This window comes from Paenibacillus sp. J31TS4 (assembly GCF_018403265.1).
Lineage (GTDB): Bacteria > Bacillota > Bacilli > Paenibacillales > NBRC-103111 > J31TS4.
Map to the genome: position 1 here is coordinate 648,394 of NZ_BOSI01000001.1, position 26,665 is coordinate 675,058.

Here is a 26,665-nt window from a genome sequence, read left to right on the forward strand (position 1 = left end):
CAGGACGTTCTAGCTCCTTCCGCCTCCATGCTGGCAGTGCAGGCAGCAAAACGATTTCCGCGATGCGACGTCTACGCGTTCGATCGGATGGCCGCAGCGCATGCATGGCTTGCCCTCTTCATCATATACCCGGCAGCGGCTGTTATAACCACCGGTCAGCCGGTCGCCCGCATAAAGCGGACTCTCCATATAGCCTCCGCTAGCAATCGCCTCGGTCAAAATGGTCCGCATTCCCCGGTATAAGCGGTCATATCCGCTCCCATCCAGCTCGCCGAGTGAGGTTGACGGGAGAAGGCCCGCTTCGAAGCAGATTTCATCGGAATAGCAATTGCCGATCCCCGATAGAAAGCTCTGGTCTACGAGCGCCGCTTTGAGCTGTCCGCGCCTCTCCGCTGCCCGCTCGGCGAATTGCTCGGGCGTGAAGGAGACAGCCATCGGCTCAGGTCCCAGCTTGGCCAGCTTCTCCTCGGCCTCTTCTCGGGAGAGGAGATGGAGGTAGCCGAGACGAAGCCCGATAAACGACAAATGCTGTTCCCCGAACGACAGGCGAACCTGGACGGTACGCTCCGGTTTTTCCTCGGCGGTTCCCCAATGCATCCATCCGCCGAGCATGAGATGCAGCAGCAGCACCCGCTCCGTATCCAGCACAAAGAGCAGATGCTTGGCACGCCTTTCTATCGCCACGACTGTGCGGCCGAGCACTTGCTCTTCGAACTGCCCGGCGGGCACATTAATGGATTTTTCCCTTTGGATAACCACGCCGGTAATCGGCCGGCCCGCCAATAGAGGTGTCAGCAAACGTTTATAGGTTTCCATCTCCGGCAATTCCGGCATGGGCGCTCCTCCTCTTATCCTTCTTGTCAGTCTTTTCCTAATTGTTGCCGAACCACCGGCCGCCTAACCAGTGGGACATAAAAAGAACGCCGGACTCTCGTCGAGTCAGGCGTTCTTATTCGTCAGCCAATCAGCTTCCGGCCTGCGTCCGCAGCAGCTTGCGGCGCAGCCGCTCTGTCCGTTTGCGGATGTCCTCCAGCAAATCCTTCTCCTTGGGCCGCAGCCGGTTCAGCGAAGCGCGGCGCCATGCCGCGTTCATCGCCTCTTCCGCATAATAGAGCGCAGAGGAATACTGCTTGGCCTTGTGTTCATAATACATCGCCAGCTCGATATACGGAGCGACGGAGGGGAGGAAGGCAGCTTGACGGCCATTGACCATCTGCTTCCACAGCGCGACCGCCCGTTCGTCCTGCCCCCGCTTCTTATACAGCGAGGCAAGCTCGAGGCAGTATAGCGACCGCTCCTGCCCCTCCATTGCAAGCAGCCGCTCGAATGCCGTCTCCGCCAGCTCCTGCTTGCCGTACTTCTCGAGCCAGACGCCGAGTCGGAAGAGCTCCTCCGCCTCCATCTGGTCCAGCTCCAGCTTGCCTCCCAGTGCACGCCCGAAATGAGAAGCGAGACAAGCGAGGGACAGGACGTCCTGCTCGTTATGGTCCAAAACGCCTGCCAGAACAGACGGGTCCCCTTCCGCCAAAAAGCGGAAGTAGAGCATGGGGGCGAGTGAGCCGGGTACGTCATCGACACGGATATGGCCGAGCCGGCTCTCCTCCACCTTGCTTAGCCGGCAGGAGGGGAGGGTGTTCCGCCATAGGCTGCGGGACGGATAAAGAAAATCGACCTGCCGGATGTCCTCTTTGTCCAGCACTAACCGATTGAGAATGTACCGGTTCTTCAGGATCGGCCAGTCGAACGTGCGGCCGTTGTAGGAAACGACGTAGCGAAACCTGTCCAGCAGCCGATTGAAATAGTGAAGCATGGCTACTTCCTCCGACGGGTTGCGGATCAGCATCTGCTCCACGATAAAGGAGCCCCCGCGGTAATACGCAGCGCCGAGCAAAAACGGCACATTGCCCGCGCCGACGCCGAGACCGGTCGTCTCCGTATCGAAGAACAGCATCTCCTCCGGTGCCGCCTCCTCACCGTCCAAGAGAGCGGCCAGCAGCGGGGCTTCCTCGTACAAGTCGCCCATGCGGTATTGGCCATGCCGATGCTCCAGCGGGAAGACCCGTCGGCGGAGCGGAAAGGAGCCCCGTTCGTCATGATGAAGCGATGTACCCAGCTTCTCCCAAGCCTCGCCAAGTGACGCTTCGGGGGGAGATGCTTCGGGAGACGTCGGCTCCGGCGAAGCAGCCGGTGCGGACGGATGGGCGGGCGATGTTTTCATATGCCGGAGCAGCCGGTCCCGGAGCCCGCTCATGACGGCATTCCCCTCATGGCCGAACCGGAACCGGACAGAGGCTTCTCACGGACAGTCAACACCATCGAAATTCCCTCATTTCCTTAACCTTGCTAAGCAATAGTTGCTCATGATACGTGAAGCGACAATAAAAGAAAACAACTCTGCTTCCTGTAGACCTGCTCTAAGGTAGCGAATCGGCTAAAGCCGGTCCAGCAGCTCGATGCTGCGGGCTTTCAAGTGGCTTCCTTCCATCTCCGTTCCTATACAGGAGGGGCAGCCGTCCTTGCATGGACACTTTTGAATCAGGTTTTTGGCAGCGGCCCGCATTTCGTCAAACCGCCTGAACACTTCGTCCGCCAGGCCGATTCCACCCGGATAATGGTCGTAAATAAAAATTGTCGGCAGCTGGGTATGCGCCGCCTTGATTTGCGATACAACGTGGATGTCGTTCCGATCGCACATCACCATGACCGGCACAATGTGCTTCATCACATTGGCGATGCCGAGCAGCAGGTTTTCGAGCGTCTTAGTACCAATGTCGGGATCCACCTGCTTTAGCTCGATCCAGGCAGCGCTCGTATGCAGCTCGATTTCCGGTATGTGAATGGGCCCGGAGCCGATATTTTCGAAGCTGGACAGCTTGATTTTTTTGTAGATCGTCGGCATGGCCGTAACGGTCACGTCTCCGAACTGCAAGGTGCCTTTTTCTCGCTCTCGTGTTTTGTCGATTTCGAGTACTTTTAATTGGACCGCTAGGTTCGCGTCCGTATAGTACTCGACGTCCACTTCCCGAACATAGGCTTTGTTGTGGTCCCAGTCAAGCTTTTCCACTTGATACTGCACACCTTCATGGAGGTAAATGGCTTCGTCGTGCAGCAGCGTCATGGCGCTGAATTTGTCCATTTCTCCGATGATCTTCACATTCGCGACATTCGACTGGTCGACAATGACGACGTTGTCCTGCGAAGCTGATCTCAGGCTGATATTGCTTGCCGGAAACGATTGATTGGCCCAATAGAATGTGTCGGCATTTTTGTGTACGACCCGTTCCTCTGTCAGGTAGTCCATGATGTCGGTAACATCCAGCGGCCCGAATGCTTCCATCTCCCGAAACGGCAATTCGTATACCGCGCATTTCAAATGATCCACGAGGATAATCAAATTCTCGGGATTAATCCGGGCTGCCTCCGGTGTCCGGTCGAAGAAGTACTCCGGATTCTGGACGATATATTGATCGATCGGCGTGGACCCGGCCACCATCAGGATCAAAGCTTCCCCGTGCCGCCGTCCGGCTCTGCCCGCCTGCTGCCAGGTGCTCGCTACGCTTCCGGGATATCCGGTCATCACGCATACCTGCAGCTGGCCTATGTCCACGCCCAGTTCGAGCGCATTCGTACTGACGACGCCCAGAATCTCTCCTTCCCGGAGCCCTCTTTCGATTTCCCGGCGCTGCTGAGGCAAATAACCTCCGCGGTAGCCACGGATGGACTTCGTACCAAGTTCGTGTTTGACCAGTTCCTGGATATGACTGAGAATGAGTTCGACTCTTACCCGGCTGCGGGCAAAAATGATTGTCTGTATGTTGTTTTTGAGAAAATCCTTGGCCAGGCTGTTCACTTCAACCGTTGCGCTCTTCCGGATATTCAGAGGCTCGTTCACGACTGGCGGGTTGTAAAAGACGAAATGCTTCCTTCCCCGCGGAGCCCCGTTGTCGTCAATGAGCCGCATCGGCTCGCCTGTCAGCTGCTCGGCCAAATCCTTGGGGTTGGCGATGGTCGCCGAGGTACAGATGAAGATTGGATTGCTCCCGTAGAACCGGCAGATCCGCTTCAGCCGGCGAATGACGTTGGCGACATGGCTGCCAAAGACACCTCTATAGGTATGGAGCTCGTCAATGACGATGTACTTCAAATTCTCGAACAAGCTTACCCACTTGGTATGATGCGGCAGAATGCCGGAGTGAAGCATGTCCGGATTGGTGATCACGATATGGCCGGCCTTCCGGACGAGCTGCCGGATCGCTGGCGATGTGTCTCCGTCGTACGTGTAGCTTTTAATTTCCGTACCCATTTCCTTTATGATTTCGTTAAGCTCGCTCTTTTGGTCCTGGGCGAGCGCCTTCGTCGGAAACAGGTACAGCGCACGGCTGGTTTCATCCTGCGCGATCGCCTGCAGAACCGGAAGGTTATAGCAGAGCGTCTTGCCGGAGGCGGTAGGGGTAACCGCTACGATGTTCTCGCCCTTTTGAACGGCTTGGTACGCACTGTGCTGGTGGGTATAAATATCGGTGATGCCCCGTTTGATAAGCGCCTCCCGGATCCGGGCATCGACGCTTTCGGGAATAGGCTTGGTTCTCGCATCCTGCGGTTCGATCTCATGCCAGTTCACAACGTTGGCATTCGTTCTTAAGTCTTGAATCAACTCTGCAAGCGACTTTTTTTTCATAACTGGTTCTCCTGCTTCGTTTCCTTCTATTCGTACAGCTAGAATAGGGGGTTGCACCCTTCCATTCCAGAACTATTGTTCCCCTAGTATAAACGTTCGACCACAATTTAAAAAGCCCCTACGTTCAAACAGCTTTCCTCGCTCCATTCGCTTCTAAAGGCGTACTGTAAGGGAAAAACGGGATCTCTCGTGTCGAATCGCCCTAACAGTTCCTACTCTTGTCGAATGAACTCACAAAGGCGTCGCATTCTTTCTAATTTTCTGTCTATTTCCTGTCGGTTCCTGCGCTTTCCCGGGAAAAGTTCTATTTCCTAAAGCCTTCCCCACCCAACCTCGGCATGACGGTGGTCGTCTTGCCGGAACGGAACCCCGGAGCGACTGCTCGCCGCCCGTACCTCGGTAAGGCGCTGCACAAAAAGAGACGCCTCTCCCGTAAGAGAAGACGTCTCCTCGCTATAGTCTTTAAGACGATCCGACAGCTCCTAGGTATCTGCCAAATCGGAACGGCGACTCCCGTTTCGTAATTGGATTCTTCCCTTTAGCCGTTCGACCGGCATAGGCCATTAACTCCCGAAGCGGATGTCCGCCTCGGCTCCCGTCACCGGAGCCTCGCTGTCCCGATAGCCGATCTTCGCTCCCAGGCCGCGGAACAGGCCGATCACGTCCTCGTTCCCGCGTTCAATATGCTCGACGCCCGAGATGATCGTCGTGCCCTCCGCCATGAGACCGGCCATAATAAGGCAAGTTCCGGCGCGAACATCCGAGGCATGCACATGCTCGCCGCGGAGCTGCAATCCTCCCTGAATGAACGCCGAGCCCCGCTTCACCTCGATGCGGGCGCCCATCCGCTTCAGCTGTGCTACATGATTGAAGCGCCACGGGTAGACTTTGTCCGTTACGATGCTGCGGCCCTCCGCCATCAGCATGAGGCTAGTGAACGGCTGCTGCAGGTCCGTCGCGAAGGACGGATACATGCCGGTCCTCAGCCGCGTAGCCCGAATCCGGGAATCCCCGTAGGCGGTGATGGATTTGTCCTTCACCTCAAGCTGGAGGCCGACCTCTCTCAGTTTGGTGATGCACGAACCGAGATGCTCGGGAATGATGTCGTCCACCGTCACGGTTCCTCTAGTTACCCCTGCGGCCATCAGGAACGCTCCGGCGATCAAACGGTCCGGAATAACCGAATACGTACAGCCGCTCAGATGCTTGACGCCTTCAATGCGAATCGTATCCGTCCCCGCTCCCCAGATCTTGGCACCCATCTGGATCAGCAGGTTGGCGGTATCGACGACTTCTGGATCGCGCGCCGCATTGCGCAGCACCGTCGTTCCTTCGGCTAGCGCAGCGGCCATCATCGCGTTCATCGTCGCGCCCGACGTCACCATATCAAAATAGATGATGTTTCCTTTCAGCTTGGCCGCCGTGACAACGTAATGATCGTCATAACATTCGACCTTGGCGCCCAGCGCCTTGAGTACCTTAAAGTGCTGGTCGATGGGACGTGAGACGAAGTTGTCTCCACCCGGGTAGCCGACCGTGACGCGGCCCGTCCTCGCCAGCAGCGCACCGACGAAGTAGTAGGAGGACCGGAAGGCCGAGGTCTTTGCCCGGTCCAGTTCCGCAGATACGAGTTCTCTAGCATCTACCGTCCATTGTCCGTCTTCGTCCCTGTCCATCCGAATACCGATCTCTCCCGCAAATCCGCGAATGACCTGAATATCCAGGATATTCGGGATCCCCTGGAGAACCACCGGTTCATCCGCCATGCAAGCTGCTGCCACAAGCGCCAATGAGCTGTTCTTCGCCCCCGGGATTTTGACGCTGCCCGACAAAGCGCCGGAGTTCTCCACTTCGATCCATCTCATCCGGGAATCCCCCCTTTTCTCTTATGCCTATCCAATTTCGTTTATTTGTCTCTCTCGTTCGCTATTCCTGGTCCGGTCCCTATTCCTAGTGCCGGATTGGATTCTTCCTCCAAATTACGGAAATTGATTAGTTATTGTTACCCTATCTTTCGTCAATTCGAATCAATTGCTGAATAGTCCAATTTTCCCGGATTTTGTCGACAATCGTCTAACAAACACGGCGACAAAAAGTTCCATACCTATAGCATTCGGGGGGGAGGTCGGTTTTTAGTCGCACCCGCCGTATGTATGCAAATTTATCGCCTGCCGGCGCTATCGTTTGGGGATATGAATGCTCCAAAAATCCTCGGCGATGTAGCTGCGTTCAAACACGCTTCGCGCCTCCTTCAGTAGCGGCTCCACATTATCCTGATACCGCTGGCTGAGGTGCGTCATGACCAAAGTGCGGACTCCCGCGTTCTTCGCCACGGTGGCCGCCTCCATCGTCGTCGCATGAAAATATTGCTGCGCCGATTCCGCCCGTTCCTGGGCAAAGGTCGCTTCGTGCACCAGCAAATCCGCTCCCTGCGCCAGCTCGATGGCACTCTGGCAATAGCGGGTGTCGCCTACGATCACGACGACGCGGCCGGGCTGCGCCGGACCGAGAAAATCTTCGCCCTTCAACACTTGGCCGTCCGGCATGACAACCTCCTGGCCCTGCTTGAGCTTACCGAAGAGCGGACCTCCCGTCACGCCGATCCGTTTCAATTTCTCCGCGTCCAGCGTGCCTGGACGGTCCTTCTCGCGAATGCGGTAGCCGAAGCTCTCAATCCGGTGCTCCACTCGCTTCGCGGTGACCACGAACGAATCGGTTTCGACAATCGGTCGGTCGGTTTCTTCTTCTATTTCAACGATGTCCAGTTCGTATTCCAAATGAGCGTCGCTTATTTCAAGCGCGTTGCGGATAAAAGCGGCGATTCCTTTCGGGCCGATGACCTGAAAGGGGGAGGCGCCTCCTTGGTACCCTCTGCTCGTTAGTAATCCGGGAATGCCATATATGTGGTCCCCATGAAGATGAGTAACAAACAACTTATTCAGTTTACTCATTTTCAGAGAAGATTTCAAGATTTGCTGCTGGGTTCCTTCTCCGCAATCGAACAACCAGATGCCTTCTTTTTCTTCCAGCAGCTGAAGCGCAGAAGCCGTGACGTTGCGTTTTGTCGAGGGCATGCCCGCCCCCGTTCCCAAGAATACCAGTTCCATCGCCGTACTCCTTTCCTCCGGGCAAGCGTTCTACTTGTAAGGGTTAACCAAAGCGGGTGCGGATAATCGACCCGAGAAACGAAAAGAGAGAAAAAAAGAATAAAGTGCAGCGGCCGGTCCGCCGCACCTTATTCTTAACCAGACCTTCCGATCTGCTACACTTTTTCCACGTTGAAATACTGAGCCTGCGGATGGGCGAATACCATAGCAGACACGCTCGCCTCCGGATCCATCATGCAGCCCTCGGTCAACTGGATGCCAATCGTCTCCGGGTTCATCAGATCGAACAGGATGCGCTGATCCTCGAGATCTGGGCAGGCCGGGTAACCGAAGGATACCCGAATTCCCTGGTAGCGGGCGCCGTGGCGCTGCTTCATCGTCATATCCGCCGGGTCCGGGAATCCCCACACGTCGCGCATAATATGGTGCAGCCGCTCCGCGAACGCCTCGGCCAGCTCAAGAGCCGCCGATTGGAGGGCGTGCGAACGGAGATAATCGCCTTTCTCTCTCCATTCCGTCGAACGTTCACGAATGCCCTCCCCTGCGGTTACGACCAGGAAGCCGACATAGTCCATAATGCCGCTGTCCACCGGCCTTAGGAAGTCGGACAGGCACAGTCCCGGCTCCACTGCCTGGCGGGGGAACGAGAATCGTTTCAGCTCCTTGGTGACATCGTTAGGGTCATAAATAATAATGTCGTTGCCGTCCGCCTGAGCCGGGAAGAACCGGTACATGCCCTGAGCGCGGATGATGCCGTCCCGGATCGCTTCCTCCAGGATGCCGTCCACCACTTCTTTCAGCTCGGTCGTCTTCGGATCCTTCTCCTGCAGCAGCTTGGCGACGGAACCGCGGACACCAAGATGCTTGCCGAGCAGCATCTCCAGATTGATATAAGGAATGAGGTGGTCGATCGGGTAATTCCGCAAAATATGCGGCTCAAGATCCGGCGGCAGATAAACAGGCACATCCTGCGAGATGGCCGTGCTTCTGGCACGCGACGGTACCGGCAGCTCCCGGTCGGAGCGCCGTCCCGTCTCCTGGACGGACGATTCCTTCAGCTCGCGAAGCTCCTGAATGAGCTTGCTCTTCTGCTCGGGATTGCTGAGCTTGTTGGCGATATCCAGACCATCCATTGCATCCTTGGCATACAGAACGAGGCCGTCATATTCGGGTATGATGCGCGTCTTGGTAAACTTGCGCGTCAACGCAGCTCCGCCTACGAGAATCGGAACATCGATGCCCGCCGCTCTCAAATCCTGAGCGGTAATGACCATCTGCTGCGCCGATTTGACGAGCAGGCCCGAGAGTCCGATAGCGTCCGGCTTCTCGCGGCGGAAGGCCTCGATCAGCTGCTCCGGCGGAACCTTGATGCCCAGATTGACGATTTGATAGCCGTTGTTCGACAGAATAATCTCGACGAGGTTTTTGCCGATGTCGTGGACATCCCCTTTTACCGTGGCGAGAATAATTTTGCCTTTGACGGCCGATTCCGTCTTCTCCATGAACGGCTCGAGGAACGCGACGGATGCTTTCATGACCTCTGCGCTCTGCAGCACCTCGGCTACGATCAGCTCGTTATTGTTGAACAGACGGCCGACCTCTTCCATCCCCGCCATCAGCGGCCCGTTGATGACCTCAAGCGGCGAGTACGTATTGAGCGCTATCTCGAGATCGGGAATGAGCCCTTCCTTGCTGCCCTCGACGATATAGGAGGCAAGACGCTCTTCCAGCGTCAGATTCGCGGTGTTCTTCTCCTGCTTCTCTACCTTCCTCTCCCGGAAAAAGGCGACGAAAGCCGCAAGCGTCTCGTCATTCGTCTCAAAAATGAGACGCTCGGCCAGCTCCTTCTCTTCATCCGGAATGGAAGCGTATCTCTGCAGCGTCTGGCTGTTGACAATAGCATAGTCAAGCCCCGCCTTGGTGCAGTGGTACAGGAATACGGCGTTCAGCACCTCACGACCGGCCGGCGGCAGGCCGAAAGAGACGTTGCTCAGCCCCAGGATCGTCTGGCAGTCCGGCATTGCTTCCTTGATCAGCCGGATTCCCTCGATCGTCTCCAGAGCGGAACCGATGTACTGCTGGTCTCCGGTTCCGACCGGGAAGACGAGCGGGTCGAAGATGATGTCCTTCGGATTCATGCCGTATTGATGGACGAGCAGGTCATGGGAGCGCTGAGCGACCTTGAGCTTGTTTTCCCGCGTAATCGCTTGCCCGGTTTCGTCTATCGTTCCGACGACGGCGGCGGCTCCGTATTTGTGAATGAGCGGGACAACTCTTTGGAATTTTTCCTCGCCATCCTCAAGGTTAATGGAGTTAATGATCGCTTTCCCTTGCGAATATTTCAGACCCAGCTCGATTACTTTGGCGTCGGTCGAATCCAACATAAGCGGTGCTTTGACCTTCTTCACGACAAACTGCAGGAAGCGCTCCATGTCCTCCATCTCGTCGCGGTCGGGATCCTGCAGGCAGACGTCGATGACCTGCGCCCCGCCCTTCACCTGCGCGCGGGCGACCTCAGACGCCTCTTCAAACTTGCCTTCGGCGATCAAACGCTTGAACTTGCGGGAGCCAAGCACGTTCGTTCTCTCTCCCACCAGATAGGGACGGTTCTCCGACTCAATATAGACGGTCTCGATCCCGGTTACCGCTGGCGGATGTGTACCGTAAGCGCCACGGGGAGCATAGTCCTTGAGCGTCTCGGCCAAAGCCCGGATATGGGCCGGCGTCGTTCCACAGCAGCCGCCGGCGATATTGAGCCAGCCCTGCTCGGCAAAGCCGGCTAATTTCTTCGCCAGGGAGTCGGGGGATTCATGGTAATGGCCGTTCTCGTCCGGCAGACCCGCGTTCGGATAACAGCTGATCGCCGACTCTGCGACATCGGATAGCGTCCGGATATGGTCCTTCATGAACTCGGGTCCCGTCGCACAGTTTAGTCCCACCGAAATCGGACGGAGATGCTCTAATGACAGATAAAAGGCGTCGATCGCCTGCCCGGCGAGCGTCGTCCCCATCGGCTCGATCGTTCCCGAGATCATGAGAGGAAGTTCCTTCCCTACCGCCTCGAATGCCTGGCGGATGCCGATGCTGCCCGCTTTGACGTTCAGCGTATCTTGAGAGGTCTCCAGAAGAAGGGCGTCTACGCCAGCTTCCACGAGCGCTTTGGCCTGCTCATAGTAGCTCTCTACGAGCTCCTCGAACGTTACCCCGCCGGTTACCGACAGCGTTTTGGTCGTCGGTCCGAGCGCACCGAGCACATACCTCGGCCATTCGGGAGTCGAATACTTGGCTGCTGCTTCCACAGCAAGACGGGCGGCCTCCCGGTTCAGCTCTACCGTCTTATCCTGAAGCTGGTACTCCGCCAGCACGACGCTGGTCGCCCCGAACGTATTCGTCTCGATCAGGTCGGCCCCTGCTTCCAAGTAGGCTTCATGTATCTTGGTAATCACGTCAGGCCGGGTAAGCACGAGATTCTCGTTGCAGCCATCCAGGTCCTCGCCGCCGAAGTCTTCCGGCGTGAGGTTTTCCTGCTGAATCATCGTGCCCATGGCTCCATCCATGATCAGAATTTTCTTTTTCATTTGTTCTTGGATCGTTAGCTTGTTCATAGACAGTCTTCCTTCCCGCATGGCATGAAAAGGGGCCCATTGCTTGTCGAATGTTTTATCTTTTAGTCTAGCAAATCTTTCGGATTTAGGGAAGCGAATATATATATGTTTTTCCGATCCGTTAAGTTGGATTAATTTTGCCTAGTTTATCGACATTCCCTTCTGCATCTTATATAATACGAATAAGGTTTTTGGACTTATCGATACAGGAGGGGTTTTACTTGGCACAAATTCGCATCCGAAACACGAACGAACGGATCACGGGAGAAGAGAATGTTAAGGCTTTTCTGGATCGGCAGGAGGTTCTGTACGAGCACTGGGATGCCGGCAAGCTGCCAGAATCGCTTCGCGACCAATTTTCTTTGTCCGATGAGGACAAGGCGACCATTCTGTCCACGTTCGAAGAGGAAATTAAGGATCTGGCGAAGCGCCGCGGCTATCTGACCTGGGACATCATCGCCCTCTCCGAAGCTACGCCCAATCTGGAGGAGCTTTTGGTCAAATTCGAGCAGGTTCATACGCATACCGAGGACGAGGTACGCGCCATCACAGCAGGCAACGGCATTTTCATCATCAAGGGAAGTGACGATGTCGGCTATTTTGACGTCGAGCTCACAGCCGGCGATGTCATCTCCGTCCCGGAGCACAAACCGCATTTCTTTACGCTGATGGATGACCGGCAAATTGTCGCCGTCCGCCTCTTTATTGAGAAAGAAGGCTGGATCGCGCATCCGTTCGAGGATTCGTCGTTCGTCAAATAACAATCTAGACAGTCAGTGGCTTTTCCGTCCAACGGATTCTCCGCCCGGGAAACACATGCCAAAAAGCCATCCTCCCTGGAGGATGGCTTTTTGTTATACCGCAGCTCCAGGTCCAGGGCTTGAAACTGCCTCCTGGAGGCTACCTGTTCAGCATGTTGAGAAGAGGAGTCAGCTCGCGCAGGCTCTTGATTTCAAAGGTCGGTACGATCTCATCGGTACGCGGAAGACCATGCCGGTTCATCCAGGCGTTCCGCATTCCTACGGTGTTGGAGCCCAGGATGTCGGTTGTCAGCTTGTCCCCGACCATCAAACCTTCATCGGGCTGAATGCCGAGCAGCTCCATGGAATAACGGAAGATCGAGGCATCCGGCTTGCCCTTGCCAAAGACGCCTGAGATCACGATATGATCAAAATAGGCGGCAAGCTCGGGAAAGCCGTCCAGCTTCTCCTGCTGTAGATCAGGGGAACCGTTCGTCAACAGAAGCAGGCGGTAGTCCTTCTTCAGTTCCTCCAGCACCTCGAATGTTTCTTCGTAAACGAGCGGGCGTGCCCGTCTCTCCTCGGGAAACAGCTCTGCAAGACGAGCTCCCATCTCGGCATCGTCAACTCCGGCCGCTTGGAGGCCTCTTGTCCATGCTTCCCGGCGGTAACCGGGTGCCAGCTCATTCAGCTTACGGAACTCAGGCGCTTCCCCTTCCGCAAACCGTCCCCACATTGCCTCGAACGGGTTAATGCCGATCATTTTGGTGAACGGATAGGTTTCGTAGCTCTCATATAATTGACGCGCCTCGGCTTTCACCTTTTCCTCAAGCCTCTCGGCATTCAGCTCCGGGTAGCTCTCCGCAGCAAAGCGGCACGTTGCCTCGAACGCTTCCTTGACGCTGCGCTCGTCCCATAACAGGGTATCGTCTAAATCAAATAGTACTGCCTTGACCGCCACGCTCATCGTTCCCCTTCATGTATGATAAATGTTCTCTTCTCTTATTCGGTGCGAATGCCGTTCTGGTTCGCGAATTCCTTCAGCTTGTCCGTCATTTCAGGGATTGGCATCCGGTGAAGGAGCCGCGAAAACACCCAGCGGTTGCGTTTTTTGTTGGATTGAATGATGACATAGCTTTTCATGAAATGAATCGCCTCCACATCGGAAGCCTCCATCCGCTTCTCCCCTGTAAAACGGGCCGACGACAGATGCGACTTGCCGATGGTCAGCGTAGGCCTCCGGATCAGAAAAATGAGGATGGCCAAAATGAGATACAGAATCGGCGTAACCTTATAAGTCCAATCCGTCTCGGCCACTCCCGAAAAGACGAAGAAATAAAAAAAGGCCAACGCGACTAAGACAGACGGGAATACCCAGTGTCTGCCTTTGTAAACGACTTGCTGACCTGTTTTGAAGGAAGCGCCCGTCCCCTGCTTGCCTTTCTGCTTGCTTAATGTCTTCTGGTTCTTCTCGATCATCCGTTCCCATCTGCGGGACATGGACGTTCCCCCTTTGTCTCTGGCAAATCTTCTTCCTTAATCTTATTAAAGAAGTTTATTGCGGCTCTTCGTCGGTGTACTTAATGGAATCGAGCTGATGTTTGAGCGAACGTTTAAACGCGTCAATGTATTGACGGCGCAGTACGTTGCGTTCCTCGATTTCTTCTTCGGTAAGGCCGACCGTCTTGGCCTTGCGCGCGAGCTCGTTGATCCGTTCGACCGTCTGCTCGATGGACATGCTATCTCCCCCCCGCAGTAACTTGATGATGTTCTTAACTTTGCCATTCCCCCTGCGGAATGTCAAGAAGCCCGAGAGCTCAAAGCGATCGCTCGGACCACGAATGAAACCGGGAGGCAACGGGTAAATAAGAGAAAGCAGAATAACTTCGATTCGATCACGGAATCGAGCGGATAGAAGACTACAAGGAAGATTAGGAGGAGAGAAGAATGAAGAAGGTTTTGATAACCGGAGCCAACGGGCTCATCGGCAGCCATTTGGCAGAAGGGTTACGCCAATCGGGAGAATATGAAGTCATCGCAACGGGCTTGCGGGGGGATCCCGAGAAGAACATTCAACAAATGGATATGACGGACTACGAACAAGTGCTGCAACTGACCAAGGGAGTCGACACGATCCTTCATTTCGCCGTCAACAAAAATCAGACCGACTTCCTGGGAGCGATCGTTCCCATCGATCTGAAGGGTGCCTATCACCTGTACGAAGCGGCGAGAATCCATCAGGTTCGTCGTGTCGTGTTCGCAAGCTCGAACCATGCCACCGGGTATTATGAGATTGGAGATAAGGTAACGCCTGAGTCACCTTATCGTCCCGACAGTCTATACGGATTAATGAAAGGTTATATTGAGATAATGGGCAGATTGTATTCCGATAAATACGGCATCTCGTCCATTAATATTCGAATCGGCAATTATAACGCGAAGGATGTTCCGGATTCCGAACGTAAATCTCATCTATGGATTAGTCATGCGGATATGCTGCAGCTGGTCCGCAAGTGTATAGAAGCAGACGGCAGCCACCGCTTCCTCACCTTGTACGGTACCTCCGGGAATCGCCACAATTATTACGACATCGAATACTTGGAAGAGCTGATTGGTTACAAGCCCGAGCATGACGCGGAAGCTTACATCAAGCTGGCCGAGCAGGCTCACATTCCAATCCGGCAGGATGAGACGGAGCGGCAGGGGGGTCAGATGGCCGATCGAGTCTAACTCGGTCTCTGCCGACTGGATATCGAGAAGCTGCCGATGCAGGCTTCTAAGCTTTTGACGAGGGGATTCTCGGAAGGGCCGGGAATTCCCCTTTTAAGGGAGAAGCAGTGTCTGCCCAATCTGAATACTCGAGCTCTTTAGCCCGTTCAGCTTCTTCATCTTGCTTATATAAGGCTGGAGGTTCGTCTTGTCCGGCGCATATTCACCCGCAATGGACCAGAGCGTATCTCCCGGAAGCACATCGACCGTCCGTACCGAGGCTGCCGAAACCGCTCCTTCCTCTCCACTCCCTGCATAAGCCTTGATCAGGGAACTGCAGGAGACGAGAAGGCTTGCCACCAGAATAAGAAAGAGAAGGCGCGCAACTGCGCGTTTCTGCCGCTTGTTATCCTCTACACGAACACCGATATACATATGGTCGACCTCCAAACATTTGTTCTGTTTGCAGATTAACACGAACGAATGTTTGTGTCAATGCATTTTGGGAACGAATGTTTGGTTTTTGTTCGCTAGCTACTCGAACTAATGTTTGTACGAACTCCGGTTCTATGGTATACTTTGTTTAATTATTTCCATAATTGGAGTGATCATTGTGAGCAGCAAATTATCAAGTCGCCAGCACGCGATTTTGGAATTCATCAAGACGGAGGTTCGCGAAAAGGGTTACCCGCCTTCCGTCCGTGAGATCGGCGAAGCGGTTGGACTTGCGTCCAGTTCCACTGTACACGGCCATCTGGAAAGGCTTGAGAAGAAGGGATTGATCCGCCGCGATCCGACGAAGCCTAGAGCCATCGAAATTACGGACGGCGACGAATCCGTCAGCATGCTGCCCCTCTCCATCACCCGTATTCCCTTGATCGGGAAGGTTACGGCGGGTGAGCCGATCACCGCCACGGAAAATATTGAAGACTATTTCCCGCTCCCCAGCCACTTTGTTGGTGATCATAACGTCTTCATGCTGAGCGTTATGGGCGAGAGTATGATCGATGCAGGCATCCATAACGGAGACTTCGTCATCGTTCGTCAGCAGCCTACCGCTATGAACGGCGATATCGTTGTCGCAATGACGGAAGACGACGAGGCGACGGTGAAAACCTTCTACAAGGAGAAGGACCATATCCGGCTGCAGCCGGAGAATCCGACGATGGAGCCCATTCGCCTCAAGAATGTGACCATTCTTGGCAAGGTCATCGGCCTGTTCCGCGACATCCACTAACAGCAGGTTTTCTTCGAAACTCAACCGGCAGCCGTTCCCCCAACGGCTGCCGGTTTTTTGTATGATGCCGGTCAATGGATACTCGGCGGCAGTCGTAAGAGCGCAACGAAGAACCTGGCAACTATAAATGCACAGCAAGGAACCCGGCAGCCATCTGCCGGGTTCTCTCACCTATTCTCTATCGGGTACTCTATTAGTACAGCGTCATGTACTGGTCACGTTCCCACGCGTGAACCTGCGTGCGGAACATATCCCACTCGATCTCTTTCAGCTCGCAGAAGTGGGACAGCGCATGCTCGCCGAGCGCTTCGCAAACAACATCGTTGCTGATCAGCTCGTTCAGCGCTTCCTTCAGATCGGCAGGCAGACTCGGAATCCCCTCGTCTACGCGTTCTTCTTCTGTCATGATGTAGATATTGCGATCCGTCGGGGCAGGCAGCTCTCTCTTGGTCTTGATGCCGTCCAGGCCGGCCTTCAGCATAACGGCCAGAGCCAAGTAAGGGTTAGCCGCCGGGTCCGGGTTACGCACTTCTACGCGAGTGCTGAGACCGCGGGATGCGGGGATCCGGATCATCGGGCTGCGGTTGCTTGCGGACCATGCGACATAGCAAGGTGCTTCATAGCCCGGAACAAGACGCTTGTAAGAGTTCACGGTCGGGTTGGTAATCGCGGCGAAAGCACGAGCGTGGTGCAGGATACCTGCCATATATTGACGCGCTTCCTCGCTCAGGCCTAGGCTGTCCGATTCGTCGTAGAACGCGTTGACATTCCCGCGGAAGAGCGACTGGTGACAGTGCATCCCCGATCCGTTCACGCCAAACAGCGGCTTCGGCATGAAGGTGGCATGAAGGCCGTGCTGGCGAGCCACCGTCTTGACGACAAGCTTGAACGTCTGGATTTGGTCGGCCGCCTTGACGGCGTCGGCATATTTGAAATCGATCTCGTGCTGGCCAGGAGCGACCTCGTGATGGGACGCTTCAATTTCAAAGCCCATCTCCTCCAGCGTCAGCACGATCTCGCGGCGGCAGTTCTCGCCAAGATCGGTAGGCGCCAGGTCGAAATAGCCACCTTGGTCGTTCAGCTCGAGGGTCGGATTGCCCTTCTCGTCGGTCTTAAACAGGAAGAATTCCGGCTCAGGCCCTACGTTCATGGCCGTATAGCCCATCTCCTCGGCTTCCTTCAGCGCACGCTTCAAGATGCCGCGCGGGTCGCCTGGGAACGGGTTGCCGTCCGGCAGGTAGATATCGCAAATCAGACGAGCTACGCGATCCTCGGTTACCCATGGGAAGATAACCCACGTGTTGAGATCAGGATATAGATACATATCGGATTCCTCGATCCGGACATACCCCTCGATCGAAGATCCGTCGAACATCATCTTGTTGTCAAGCGCCTTCTCCAGCTGGCTTACCGGGATCTCGACGTTCTTGATCGTGCCGAGCAGGTCCGTAAACTGAAGACGGATAAAGCGTACATTCTCTTCCTTGGCAATGCGCAGAATATCTTCCTTCGTGTAAGACATGTCCTGGTTTCCTCCCAATGATTATCTAGTGTAGAATCTCGAAAGCTCCCCCTGAATCAAAGACACCTGACCTGGACGCTGTGCGCCCAGCAGCTGCTGCTTCAGCATCTTGTGCAGCTGATGGTCGGTCAGCTCCTTCCGCTTGGCAACCGACTGTTCGTTGATGACGGTCTGTTCCGCCTCGTCGTTGCCCACCGGAAGAAGGACCTGCTTGATGCCGGCGATATTGACGCCTTTCTCGATCAGTTCTTTGATTTCCAGCAGACGCTGAACATCAATGAACGAATAGAGACGCTGGTTGCCGTCCGTTCTCGCCGGCTTCACCAATTCGTGCTGCTCATAGTAGCGAATCTGGCGAGCCGAGAGGTCTGTAAGCTTCATCACGATCCCTATCGGAAACAAAGCCATATTCCTGCGGATATCATCGCTCATCGTTATCACTCCTGTGAGTGTTGTCTCATTAATTGTAGCTATAACAACAAGCGACGTCAAGTTATTCCAAGAAAAATGTAAGATATTCTTACAAAAAGGACAGAAAATCGCATATTCATGTTAGGTATTATGACAAGAACCCTCGACTTCTCAGCTCGTCCAACGCATGGAGTATCCCCAGCTTGACGTGGGAGTACGTCAAGCCACCCTGCATGTACGCAATATACGGCTCCCGGATGGGAGCGTCGGCCGACAGCTCGAGGCTTCCCCCTTGGATGAACGTACCGGCGGCCATAATGACCGGGTGTTCATAGCCGGGCATGTCCCACGGCTCGGGCACGACATGCGCATCGACGGCCGAAGCCTTTTGGATTCCTTGGACGAACGCCACGAGATGATCGGCTTCCGTGAACCGGATCGCTTGGATTAGGTCCGTCCGCTCGGCGTTCCAGGCAGGGCTTGTCTGAAAGCCAAGCTGCTCGAACACGGCGGATGCCAGCATCGCGCCGAGCAAAGCTTGTCCGACAAGATGAGGGGCAAGGAACAATCCTTGGTACAGGCTCCTGGTCGTGCCCAGCATCGCTCCCACCTCGGCGCCGATTCCCGGAGCCGTCAAGCGGAACGCGGCTTGCTCCACACAAGCCTTCGTCCCGACGATATACCCACCGGAGGCTGCGAGACCGCCGCCTGGGTTTTTGATCAGCGAGCCGGCCATCAGATCGACGCCCACTTCCGTAGGCTCCTTCAGCTCCGTAAATTCGCCGTAGCAATTGTCTACGAAGACGAGCACGTCCGGACGAAGCGACTTGACGAACGTTACCATCTCCTCGATCTGCCGAATGGTGAACGACGGGCGCCAGTCATAGCCGCGCGAGCGCTGGATGCCGATGACCCGCGTATTCGGCTTCATCGCCTGTCGGATCCCGTCCCAGTCGGGTGAACCGTCCGGGCGCAGGTCCGCCTCACTGTACTCGATGCCCCAGTCCTGAAGCGAGCCGGTTCCGTCCCCCGGCTTGCCGATCACCTTATGCAGCGTATCGTAGGGACGGCCGGTTATGTACAGCAAATGATCGCCGGGACGCAGCAAACCGAACAAGGCAATCCCGATCGTATGCGTGCCCGAGACAAAATGAGGACGGACGAGGCCCGCCTCCGCACCGAAGACGTCGGCATAAACCTCGTCCAGCACCTCTCTTCCCCGGTCGTTGTAGCCGTATCCGGTGGAAGAGGCAAAATGGTAATCGCTCACCCGGTGACGCTGAAACGCCCGGATTACCTTCCATTGATTCTCGTCGACTATCGCTTCCCTTTCCCGTTTCTTCTCTTCGATTACTCTCTCGGCAGATGCGATCATCTCCCGGATCTTTCCTGCTGCATCCATGCGGTGTCTACTCTCCCTCTGTTGTCGAACCGGAACCTTCGCCGGTCTGTTCATAAGCTTTCAATTGGTGGCCGGTCTTGCTGTACGCATCCCGATCGACGCGCACCCGCAGCACCATCGTGTCTTCCTCCACTTCGCTATCCTCCACCTCGCCCATCCGATAGGCCAGCGCCACGAGATCCCCTCGGTCGGCAGGAATCCGATACGTTACCGATGCACCGCTTTGATGCTCCTGGATCTCCAGCTTGAGACGTTCCAAATCGTCGTCGCGATATGCAGACAGCTTCAAGAACGGACCGGGTGCCGTCAGCAGCTCGCTTTCCTCCGGCGGGCACAGATCCATCTTGTTGAATAGCGTAATCTGATCCTTGCCGTGGGCGCCCAGCTCCTCCAACACCTCGGCGACGACGTCCATCTGCTCGTGGCGCATCGGCGAGGAGGCATCGACGACGTGAAGGATCAAGTCCGCCTCATTCACTTCCTCGAGCGTCGCCCGGAAGGCGGCGACCAGATCATGGGGCAGATGCTGGATGAAGCCTACGGTGTCGGTCAGCACAATTTCCTTGCCGCCGGGCAGCTCCAGATTGCGGGACGTCGGGTCGAGCGTGGCGAACAGCTGATTCTCCACATAGACGTCCGCCTGGGTCAGCTGACGCAGCAGTGTCGACTTGCCGGCATTCGTATACCCGACAAGCGCCACTTGGAAAGCACCTGTCTTCTTGCGGCGCTCCCGGTACAGCTTGCGATGTTTGACGACCTCCTGCAGCTGCCGCTTGAGCTCGCCGATCCGGCCGCGGATATGACGGCGGTCGGTCTCCAGCTTGCTTTCGCCCGGCCCCCGCGTACCAATGCCGCCGCCGAGACGAGACAAGTTCTTGCCGTGGCCCGACAGACGGGGCAGCAGATAGCTGAGCTGCGCAAGCTCAACCTGCAGAATTCCCTCTCTCGTTTTGGCCCGCTGGGCAAAAATGTCGAGAATGAGCTGGGTCCGGTCGATAATTTTGGCGTCCAGCACTTCCTCCAAATTCCGTACCTGCGCTCCCGACAGCTCCTGGTCAAATATAGCGGTATTGGCGTTCAGCTCCGCCATAATGGCCTTCAGCTCTTCTACCTTGCCCTTGCCGATGTACCACTTGGTATCTACACTCTCGCGGTTTTGCGACAACGTGCCGAGCACTTCCACGCCGGCTGTCTCGGCTAGGCTGACAAGCTCCTGCATCGAGTACTCGACCAGCTTTTCCCGTCTCTTGTCCTCCTGCGTCTGAAGACTGACCAAGATGGCCCTGTCGATGGCTTGCGCAGCTACTTCATGCGTCGATTGTTTCATAAAAGGCCTCCTCTGGAGAACAGGGGGACAGCTGTTCTTCTTAACGCTTCTTGTCGGTTCTGAGGTCACACGGCTTGAGCGTCATCAGCTCCTGCCGGCTCGGTGGCTGCTCCTGTTCCAGCAGCCTTACGGCCTGATGCCTCATGGCGCGTTCGATCAGATTACGGACAAGACGGGCGTTGCTGAACAGCTCCTCCCCGTTCATTTGTTCGTGATTGATATATTGGCGAAGCTTAAGCTCGGTCTGCGGGTGAAACACATACTCCCGTTCCTTGATCATCAGATTGGCGATCTGCATTAGCTGGTCGACCGTATAATCCGGAAATTCCACCTGAATCGGAAAACGGGAAGGCATGCCGGGGTTGATGCGGAGAAACTCCTCCATTTCGTCCAGGTACCCGGCAAGGATGAGAATGAACTGGTTTTTATGGTCTTCCATCGCCTTGGCTATCGTATGGCTTTCCGGCCTCGTCCCGTACGTTCCAGATGAGCAGCAGCCGGCGCCCCGGCCCAAAGCGGGCCTCTCTCAGCAATAAGCGGGCGAGCTCTCGACGCTCCGCTGCGTCCAACCGGTCCAGCAGCCCCTCTTCGTCGGAAGGAAGCTCCTCCCGCGCGGTCTCCGGCTCCCCGGCGGTGGCCTGCGCGAGCCGGCTGCGCAGCCTGTTCAGATCGGCTTCCAGCTCCTCCAGCTTGCGATCGAACGGCTCCTTGGCGAGCCGTCCGTCCACGAAGAGCTCGACGAGCCGTGCCCGTTTGGCTGCTAGCTCCTCTCGCTGTCGCATCCACCAGGCCGACTGCACGCCCGGCATTCCGTCTCCTGCTTCCTCATTTGCCGCCATTCCCCAACCGTCGCGGGATTCGGCAAGCAGGCGGGCCGCGAACGCACGGACGGACGGCCATACCGCTTCATCGACGGCGTCGCTGTTCCAGTACCGGCTCGCGCAGTCTTCGCGGTCCGGGCAGGAATAATAGCCGTACCGCTTGCTCCCTCCCTGGCTTCCCGCGCGCATGGGCTGTCCGCAGGCACAAACGCCGAGGCCCGCCAGCAGATAAGACCGGGCGGCAGGTCTCCCGGTGCGGGTCCGGTTCCGGTCGAGCGTTCGCTGCGCCTGCTCGTAGAGCTCCTGGCCAACCAGAGGCTCGATGGGCAGCGGAATCTGCTCCTCCGGCGGCCTCCGCCTGCGGAAGCCTTGGTGATAATCAACCTTATACGCCCGGTACGTGCCGAGGTAGCTGTCGTTGCGCAAAATCCGCGTAACGGTCGCCCCATACCAGGAGGATCCGCGCGGCGCAGGAATCCCCTTCGCCTGAAGCTCCCGGGCGATCCGCTCTCCGCTCCACCCGTCCGCCGCGAGCTGGAACATGAGCCGAACGGTCTGCCCCTCTACGGGCTCAGGCACGATGCGGTCGTGCTCCGTATCGAACCGGTATCCGTACAAGCGCGGATCCCCGTTCAGCTTGCCGTATTGCTTGGTCTTCGTGTACCGGCCCCGCATCGTCCGCTCCCGGATCTTCTCCCGTTCGAATTCGGCGAACATGCCGCGAAGCTGGTAGAACAGCCGCCCCTCCGCCGTATTCTTCCATTCGAAGTTGACGAATTCCAGCTGGACGCCGTGGCGAAGCAGCTCGTCGGTGAGCAGCAGCTGATGGCTCAGCTTGCGGGCGAGACGATCGGGATCGTACACGATGACGAACCCGGGCTTTTCGGCCGCCACCTCGTCGCGCAGCCGGGCGAGCCCAGGCCGATCCAGCGAAGCGCCCGACGCTTCGTCTCGGATCGCGGTGACGTCCTCAGGCCGGCAGCCCAGCTCCATCGCCTTGCGCCAGCAGTCGGAGAACTGGGCCTCCAGGCTGTAGCCCTTCTCGGCCTGTTCCTCCGTGGAGACGCGGAGATAGAGGTACGCCGTGACGCATGCCGTCAAGTCGATCGCCTCCTTCCGCGGGAGGGACTTCTTCGATACCCACTATTGTAAACATACCCGATAGGAAACACAATGAAAGCCGCCCATCCGATCATCGCCCATTCCTCGATTTCGGGCTTGCAGCATTCCATTCCTCTACGGCTTTGGGAGCGGCCGGCTCGGTATAGCCTCCCTCCCCCTGGGAAGCGCCGCAGCCAATCCCGCCGGCATTCGTCTTCCCGCGACTGCGCACGCCGTCTAGCAGGTTCCGCACGCGAGAGGCCGCCTCACGCCTCCTTAATCCGTCCGCGGCCCCCATATCCAGCACCGTGAACGAACGACTGCTCGCTGTTCCTGACTTCATGGCCATCACCTCAGCACCATGTATATGGACAGCCGGGACTGTCCTATTCCGGACAGCCGGCGGCTGGAGCGAGGGATAGAAAAAGGCCGACCGCCCAAGCGGTCAGCCTTCTTTTGCGTGCCTAACGGCCGCGCGAAGCCGGAGTCCTCACGATTGCAGAACCGGCCTTCTGGATAAGTTGACAACGATGGGGAGCTGTCTGACCTCCATCGACATAGCGGAGCGGCACAACGGGCATTCCGGCTCTTCCACGAATGAAAAATCCGCCCTCATCCAACCATTGCAGCCTTCGTTCGTGCAGGCCCAGACGGACGTATCGGCCTCCTCCGGAACTTCCACCGGCTTGCGATTGTACATAGTCTCCCTCCTTCTGGCTATGCAGCCGCCTGTACATGTTCGGATGCGCGGCAATCAGGTGCCCCGTACCTACTTACTATATGCGTTGGAGCTGGACATTATACCCATCTGCCTTCTGCCTCTGCGGGAACGGCTTTCGTCCTGCCTCCGCGCAGGCTTGTCCGATCCGGGTAGGCGATTTCTATGCTCAGCAAAGCGACTGGCCTCCACTGAACGTACTCCTGACACTTGGAGCCATAGAGAGCCTGCTTCCGGCTCGTCCCAGCCGCCTGCGGGCTGCCCTTTCCGCTGCGTCTCTCCTGCCTGGACCCTTGTCTCTCCCGAAAGCCAATCGCTGGCTTTGACCAACGTATCGATAGCCTCTTTGCCGAAATCCTTTTCTCCTCCGCGGGCAAGGCTATAGGCTTCGTCGATGAACAGCACGCCTCCCATGGCCCGTTTCACAAGATCCTTTGTTTTCTGCGCCGTATGGCCGATATATTCTCCCACAAGCTCCGCCCGGTCGCATTCGATGAGATGGCCTTTGGACAGAATGCCCATCTCGAACAGCAGCTTAGCCACGATCCGTGCCACGGTCGTCTTGCCGGTGCCAGGATTCCCCTTGAACACCATATGGTAGACGTGGGCATCGTGCTGCAAGCCGGCGTCTGCCCGGTACTGTTTAATCATGAGAAGCGCATAAATTTCGTAAATCAGCTCTTTTACGTTTTCGAGCCCGATCATCCGGTCAAGTTCCTTGAGCACATCCGAGAACGGCCGGGAGCCCGGCCGGTTCATACGGGTCAAATCCGTTTCCGGGACCGTCTTCTTGTTGTCCTGTTGGCCCAGTACGATGTGAATCTGACCGGGATGGCTTGCACCTATGCGTGTTACGGTTGCCGATTGACGCCCACTCATGGCGGATCACCTCATACGTTTAAGTGTAACAGTATACGCAGGAGCCCAGATTTTGTGCTACAAAAAAAACAATCCCCGGGAGGCATTGTATATTAATGCATTCGAATGTATATTTATAAAATCCTTTCTATTAACGAGGAGGCAAAAGCAAATGACAAGTAACCCGGTATCGGCAGTACTCATAGCCGAACTCGAGCGGCTGGCCGCCAACACGTGGCCGGCTGCCGAGGTGCAGCCGTACGGACGATGGCTTCACCGCGCCTCCAAGGGCGTCACCAAACGAGCCAACAGTGTACTGACCGCAGGGCTTCCTCCCGAGTCGAAAGATTGGTACGCGGAGGCCTGCCGATTCTACAACGAGCGCAGCCTGCCTGTCCGGTTCCATATCAGCCCGGCCACTCCCCCTTATGTCGATCGCTTCCTGGAGAGCCGCGGGTTCCTTCGGGAGGCCGAAACGGTCGTGATGACGGGCGATCCTCGTCAAGCACTCGACCGGCTGCCTGAGGATCCAGGGGGCTGGGAAGCCTTGATCCATACCGAACCGACGCCTGCCTGGATGGAGTCCTTCCTTGCCTTTGGTCATCCTTATGAACATCGGGACGTCTATGAAGTCATCTTCGGAGCCATCGGCCCGGCAAAATGCTTCCTGGAGCTCAAAAGAGACGGCGTTCCCGTAGGCGTCGGCACAGCGGTTGTCGAGAACGGCTGGGCCGGCTTCGTGAACATAGCCGCAGACGAATCGGTCCGGCGGCAGGGAGTCGGCAGCCGGATCGTCTCGGAGCTGATCCGTTGGAGCCTCGGGCAGGGCGCCGAGCGCCTGTACCTGCAGGTCGTTGCCGACAACGAGCCCGCTGTCCGCCTGTATAGCAAAGCCGGATACCGCGAGCTCTACCGCTATCACTACCGCAGCCTGCCCTAGCGAATCAGGGCATGCTTGCACGATCCGCCCTTACGTCTGCCGGGAGGCGCAGCCTCTGGGCCGTCCATTTGGTGTAGGCGAGGGTCTCCCGTGCACGGTGCCAATACATATTCATGACCCGGGAATCGACCGGGTACAGCTGTACGTCCGCAAGTCCCGCCGCCCGGGCCATCTCCAACGCCCGGGCACCATGATAAGTATGGGTGACCACAATGGCGCGGATCCAGCCTCTCTCCTCCATCAAGCGTCGGCTGAACGCGACGTTCTGCAGCGTATTGCGGGCTTGATCCTCCGGAACTACCGCTTCCTCCGGTATCCCCTGCTGCAACAGATAGCGCTTCATTCCTTCCGCTTCGGATACGGTCGCACCGTTCGTATCTAGACCACCACTGACGATGATTGCCTTCACCAGCCCCTGCTTGTACAGCCGGACTCCCCCGTCCAAACGCTCCTGCAGACCGGGACTCGGCCAATCGTTCCATAGAGCGGCCCCCAGCACGATAGCGGCGTCGGCGGCCGTCCATTCCTTCACGCTCTCGGCCCGGAAGATCCTCCACTGCACATACGCCGTCCAGATGAGGCCCAAGACCGCTAGACCCAGCATCACACGAATCGTCCATTTGAGCCATGGCCGGTTACGGGTCCGGTCTAGAGAATTCCCCCGTCTTCCTCTGCCCGTTCCTCCCAACATCCCCTTGCTGATTCCTCCTTCTCCGCTGCTTCAAACTCCGGCGGCACGGACTGAGTAGAACCAACTCCGTCCCCTTCGGGCTGGTCCAAAAAAACCTTCACCTGGTGGAACAGAAGCTCCGCTTCCTGATCCAGGCAGAGCAGGTGGCCGGAGCGAGGGAGATAGAGAAGCTCCTTGTCGCCCGGCAGCCAATGATAAAGCAGCCGTCCGCTGATCGGGTGCACGATGGGGTCGGTCTTGCCTTGCACCACCAGCACCGGCTGCCGGATACGTGAAAGTTGGGGACGAAGCTCCTTGGCCAGCCGGAGGAATTGGACGACCGCATGCGCAGGCGTCCGCTCCTTGACGGGCAGCTTGCTGAACGAGGCTCCTCTCCACCGCTCGACGGCCGCCCGGACGAAACGCGTTGGGCTGACGTAGACGATCGGCGTGCCGAGCAGCACGAGCCGCCTCACTCGCAGCCGGTTCGCGGCGTAGGCGGCCAGCAGCCCGCCCATGCTGAAGCCGACCAGGTCGAATGTCCCGTACTGCTGCTCCAGCCGCCGCCCCTCCTTCATGACGGCATCCAGCCACTCGCGCCGATGCACGGTTCGGAGGCCAACGAGCCGTTCATCATGGCCAGGCAGCCGGGGCGTCCGGACGGCGTAGCCGTGCAGCATGAGTTCTTTCGCCAGCGGCTGTACTTCGTACGGCCCCCCTGTAAAGCCGTGCAGCAGCAAGCATGCTTTTGAGGAAGCCATCGGTTTTCCTCCCCCCATTCTCGCAAGATCAGCCGTTGCGTACAATCCGGGAAAGGAA

At 56.8% G+C, this 26,665-nt stretch carries 24 protein-coding genes and 1 pseudogene; 4 read left to right on the forward strand and 21 right to left on the reverse strand.

The annotated features are described in order from the left end of the window. Positions 1–9: 9 nt before the first annotated feature. The 6 genes from KJS47_RS02870 to metH form a co-directional block, all read right to left on the reverse strand. On the reverse strand, positions 10–834 hold the full coding sequence (locus KJS47_RS02870) for an Fpg/Nei family DNA glycosylase (RefSeq protein ID WP_213522603.1): 825 nt from the start codon (positions 832–834) through the stop codon (positions 10–12). Between the two features lie 130 nt (positions 835–964). After that, on the reverse strand, positions 965–2,251 hold the full coding sequence (locus KJS47_RS02875; RefSeq protein WP_213522605.1) for a ribonuclease H-like domain-containing protein: 1,287 nt from the start codon (positions 2,249–2,251) through the stop codon (positions 965–967). A 180-nt stretch (positions 2,252–2,431) separates the two neighbouring features. Continuing rightward, positions 2,432–4,678, reverse strand: coding sequence for a DEAD/DEAH box helicase (locus tag KJS47_RS02880; RefSeq protein ID WP_213522607.1), 2,247 nt, complete (start codon positions 4,676–4,678; stop codon positions 2,432–2,434). 563 nt (positions 4,679–5,241) lie between these two features. After that, complete coding sequence (murA, locus tag KJS47_RS02885; protein ID WP_213522608.1) at positions 5,242–6,543, reverse strand: UDP-N-acetylglucosamine 1-carboxyvinyltransferase; 1,302 nt, start codon at positions 6,541–6,543, stop codon at positions 5,242–5,244. 312 nt (positions 6,544–6,855) lie between these two features. Beyond that, positions 6,856–7,785, reverse strand: coding sequence for a ribonuclease Z (gene rnz, locus KJS47_RS02890; RefSeq protein WP_213522609.1), 930 nt, complete (start codon positions 7,783–7,785; stop codon positions 6,856–6,858). 155 nt (positions 7,786–7,940) lie between these two features. After that, positions 7,941–11,390 carry a methionine synthase gene (gene metH / locus KJS47_RS02895; RefSeq protein ID WP_213522610.1) on the reverse strand — a complete coding sequence of 1,150 codons (3,450 nt, stop codon included), beginning with the start codon at positions 11,388–11,390 and terminating at the stop codon, positions 7,941–7,943. Positions 11,391–11,611: 221 nt separating this feature from the next. Between metH and KJS47_RS02900 the strand changes: the two genes are divergently transcribed. After that, positions 11,612–12,151: an acireductone dioxygenase gene (locus tag KJS47_RS02900; RefSeq protein WP_213522611.1), complete on the forward strand. Its 540-nt coding sequence runs from the start codon at positions 11,612–11,614 to the stop codon at positions 12,149–12,151. 139 nt (positions 12,152–12,290) lie between these two features. Here the strand turns inward: KJS47_RS02900 and KJS47_RS02905 are convergent, their stop codons facing one another. The 3 genes from KJS47_RS02905 to KJS47_RS02915 are packed head-to-tail and all read right to left on the reverse strand — an operon-like array spanning position 12,291 to position 13,868. After that, complete coding sequence (locus tag KJS47_RS02905; protein ID WP_213522612.1) at positions 12,291–13,091, reverse strand: HAD family hydrolase; 801 nt, start codon at positions 13,089–13,091, stop codon at positions 12,291–12,293. Between the two features lie 41 nt (positions 13,092–13,132). Continuing rightward, entirely contained in the window at positions 13,133–13,630 is a 498-nt protein-coding gene (locus KJS47_RS02910) for a hypothetical protein (RefSeq protein WP_213522613.1), read from the reverse strand. Positions 13,631–13,685: 55 nt separating this feature from the next. Beyond that, positions 13,686–13,868 carry a DUF896 domain-containing protein gene (locus KJS47_RS02915; protein ID WP_213522615.1) on the reverse strand — a complete coding sequence of 61 codons (183 nt, stop codon included), beginning with the start codon at positions 13,866–13,868 and terminating at the stop codon, positions 13,686–13,688. Positions 13,869–14,077: 209 nt separating this feature from the next. On the opposite strand from KJS47_RS02915, the gene KJS47_RS02920 reads away from it, so the two are divergent. Continuing rightward, positions 14,078–14,860 (forward strand): NAD-dependent epimerase/dehydratase family protein, encoded by a 783-nt coding sequence (locus tag KJS47_RS02920; protein ID WP_213522617.1) that lies wholly within the window; start codon positions 14,078–14,080, stop codon positions 14,858–14,860. A gap of 93 nt (positions 14,861–14,953) precedes the next feature. Here KJS47_RS02920 and KJS47_RS02925 read toward each other — a convergent pair whose 3' ends face one another. Beyond that, positions 14,954–15,274, reverse strand: coding sequence for a LysM peptidoglycan-binding domain-containing protein (locus tag KJS47_RS02925; protein ID WP_213522619.1), 321 nt, complete (start codon positions 15,272–15,274; stop codon positions 14,954–14,956). Between the two features lie 178 nt (positions 15,275–15,452). On the opposite strand from KJS47_RS02925, the gene lexA reads away from it, so the two are divergent. Next, positions 15,453–16,076 (forward strand): transcriptional repressor LexA, encoded by a 624-nt coding sequence (gene lexA / locus KJS47_RS02930; protein ID WP_213522621.1) that lies wholly within the window; start codon positions 15,453–15,455, stop codon positions 16,074–16,076. Positions 16,077–16,269: 193 nt separating this feature from the next. On the opposite strand, the gene glnA is transcribed toward lexA, so the two are convergent. The 9 genes and pseudogenes from glnA to KJS47_RS02975 all read right to left on the reverse strand — a co-directional run bounded on the left by glnA (position 16,270) and on the right by KJS47_RS02975 (position 24,257). After that, positions 16,270–17,598 carry a type I glutamate--ammonia ligase gene (glnA, locus tag KJS47_RS02935; protein ID WP_213522623.1) on the reverse strand — a complete coding sequence of 443 codons (1,329 nt, stop codon included), beginning with the start codon at positions 17,596–17,598 and terminating at the stop codon, positions 16,270–16,272. Positions 17,599–17,619: 21 nt separating this feature from the next. Beyond that, positions 17,620–18,030, reverse strand: a complete 411-nt coding sequence (locus KJS47_RS02940) for a MerR family transcriptional regulator (RefSeq protein ID WP_213522625.1) — start codon at positions 18,028–18,030, stop codon at positions 17,620–17,622. Positions 18,031–18,157: 127 nt separating this feature from the next. Next, positions 18,158–19,384 (reverse strand): methionine gamma-lyase family protein, encoded by a 1,227-nt coding sequence (locus KJS47_RS02945; RefSeq protein WP_374707015.1) that lies wholly within the window; start codon positions 19,382–19,384, stop codon positions 18,158–18,160. Between the two features lie 34 nt (positions 19,385–19,418). Continuing rightward, positions 19,419–20,738 carry a GTPase HflX gene (hflX, locus tag KJS47_RS02950; protein WP_213522630.1) on the reverse strand — a complete coding sequence of 440 codons (1,320 nt, stop codon included), beginning with the start codon at positions 20,736–20,738 and terminating at the stop codon, positions 19,419–19,421. A 40-nt stretch (positions 20,739–20,778) separates the two neighbouring features. Further along, positions 20,779–21,192 (reverse strand): annotated as a pseudogene (locus tag KJS47_RS02955) (AAA family ATPase); the annotation flags it as partial. Continuing rightward, on the reverse strand, positions 21,164–22,660 hold the full coding sequence (locus KJS47_RS02960) for a recombinase family protein (protein WP_213522631.1): 1,497 nt from the start codon (positions 22,658–22,660) through the stop codon (positions 21,164–21,166). The gene KJS47_RS02960 and the pseudogene KJS47_RS02955, both read right to left, overlap by 29 nt. Before the next feature lie 91 nt (positions 22,661–22,751). Beyond that, positions 22,752–23,003: a hypothetical protein gene (locus KJS47_RS02965; protein ID WP_213522633.1), complete on the reverse strand. Its 252-nt coding sequence runs from the start codon at positions 23,001–23,003 to the stop codon at positions 22,752–22,754. 147 nt (positions 23,004–23,150) lie between these two features. Then, positions 23,151–23,360, reverse strand: a complete 210-nt coding sequence (locus KJS47_RS02970; RefSeq protein WP_213522635.1) for a cold-shock protein — start codon at positions 23,358–23,360, stop codon at positions 23,151–23,153. 69 nt (positions 23,361–23,429) lie between these two features. Next, a complete protein-coding gene (locus KJS47_RS02975; RefSeq protein ID WP_249716069.1) occupies positions 23,430–24,257 on the reverse strand; it encodes an AAA family ATPase in 828 nt (275 codons plus the stop codon). Between the two features lie 151 nt (positions 24,258–24,408). Here KJS47_RS02975 and KJS47_RS02980 point away from each other — a divergent pair, with 151 nt between their 5' ends. Next, complete coding sequence (locus KJS47_RS02980; protein WP_213522638.1) at positions 24,409–25,176, forward strand: GNAT family N-acetyltransferase; 768 nt, start codon at positions 24,409–24,411, stop codon at positions 25,174–25,176. 4 nt (positions 25,177–25,180) lie between these two features. Here the strand turns inward: KJS47_RS02980 and KJS47_RS02985 are convergent, their stop codons facing one another. Further along, positions 25,181–25,867, reverse strand: a complete 687-nt coding sequence (locus KJS47_RS02985) for a YdcF family protein (RefSeq protein WP_213522640.1) — start codon at positions 25,865–25,867, stop codon at positions 25,181–25,183. Beyond that, positions 25,825–26,607 carry an alpha/beta hydrolase gene (locus KJS47_RS02990; RefSeq protein WP_213522642.1) on the reverse strand — a complete coding sequence of 261 codons (783 nt, stop codon included), beginning with the start codon at positions 26,605–26,607 and terminating at the stop codon, positions 25,825–25,827. The genes KJS47_RS02985 and KJS47_RS02990 overlap by 43 nt, the downstream gene beginning before the upstream one ends. Between the last annotated feature and the right edge of the window lie 58 nt (positions 26,608–26,665).

Excerpts from the sequence above, each read along its gene's own strand:
- KJS47_RS02975 (WP_249716069.1), bottom strand. The coding sequence starts at position 24,257 with ATGAGTGGGCGTCAATCGGCAACCGTAACACGCATAGGTGCAAGCCAT.
- KJS47_RS02925 (WP_213522619.1), bottom strand. The coding sequence starts at position 15,274 with ATGTATATCGGTGTTCGTGTAGAGGATAACAAGCGGCAGAAACGCGCA.
- rnz (WP_213522609.1), bottom strand. The coding sequence starts at position 7,785 with ATGGAACTGGTATTCTTGGGAACGGGGGCGGGCATGCCCTCGACAAAA.
- KJS47_RS02965 (WP_213522633.1), bottom strand. The coding sequence starts at position 23,003 with ATGAAGTCAGGAACAGCGAGCAGTCGTTCGTTCACGGTGCTGGATATG.
- murA (WP_213522608.1), bottom strand. The coding sequence starts at position 6,543 with ATGAGATGGATCGAAGTGGAGAACTCCGGCGCTTTGTCGGGCAGCGTC.
- KJS47_RS02990 (WP_213522642.1), bottom strand. The coding sequence starts at position 26,607 with ATGGCTTCCTCAAAAGCATGCTTGCTGCTGCACGGCTTTACAGGGGGG.
- glnA (WP_213522623.1), bottom strand. The coding sequence starts at position 17,598 with ATGTCTTACACGAAGGAAGATATTCTGCGCATTGCCAAGGAAGAGAAT.
- KJS47_RS02985 (WP_213522640.1), bottom strand. The coding sequence starts at position 25,867 with ATGTTGGGAGGAACGGGCAGAGGAAGACGGGGGAATTCTCTAGACCGG.
- metH (WP_213522610.1), bottom strand. The coding sequence starts at position 11,390 with ATGAACAAGCTAACGATCCAAGAACAAATGAAAAAGAAAATTCTGATC.
- KJS47_RS02910 (WP_213522613.1), bottom strand. The coding sequence starts at position 13,630 with ATGTCCCGCAGATGGGAACGGATGATCGAGAAGAACCAGAAGACATTA.
- KJS47_RS02970 (WP_213522635.1), bottom strand. The coding sequence starts at position 23,360 with ATGTACAATCGCAAGCCGGTGGAAGTTCCGGAGGAGGCCGATACGTCC.
- KJS47_RS02915 (WP_213522615.1), bottom strand. The coding sequence starts at position 13,868 with ATGTCCATCGAGCAGACGGTCGAACGGATCAACGAGCTCGCGCGCAAG.
- KJS47_RS02870 (WP_213522603.1), bottom strand. The coding sequence starts at position 834 with ATGCCGGAATTGCCGGAGATGGAAACCTATAAACGTTTGCTGACACCT.
- KJS47_RS02940 (WP_213522625.1), bottom strand. The coding sequence starts at position 18,030 with ATGAGCGATGATATCCGCAGGAATATGGCTTTGTTTCCGATAGGGATC.
- KJS47_RS02920 (WP_213522617.1), top strand. The coding sequence starts at position 14,078 with ATGAAGAAGGTTTTGATAACCGGAGCCAACGGGCTCATCGGCAGCCAT.
- KJS47_RS02875 (WP_213522605.1), bottom strand. The coding sequence starts at position 2,251 with ATGAGCGGGCTCCGGGACCGGCTGCTCCGGCATATGAAAACATCGCCC.
- KJS47_RS02945 (WP_374707015.1), bottom strand. The coding sequence starts at position 19,384 with ATGATCGCATCTGCCGAGAGAGTAATCGAAGAGAAGAAACGGGAAAGG.
- hflX (WP_213522630.1), bottom strand. The coding sequence starts at position 20,738 with ATGAAACAATCGACGCATGAAGTAGCTGCGCAAGCCATCGACAGGGCC.
- KJS47_RS02980 (WP_213522638.1), top strand. The coding sequence starts at position 24,409 with ATGACAAGTAACCCGGTATCGGCAGTACTCATAGCCGAACTCGAGCGG.
- KJS47_RS02880 (WP_213522607.1), bottom strand. The coding sequence starts at position 4,678 with ATGAAAAAAAAGTCGCTTGCAGAGTTGATTCAAGACTTAAGAACGAAT.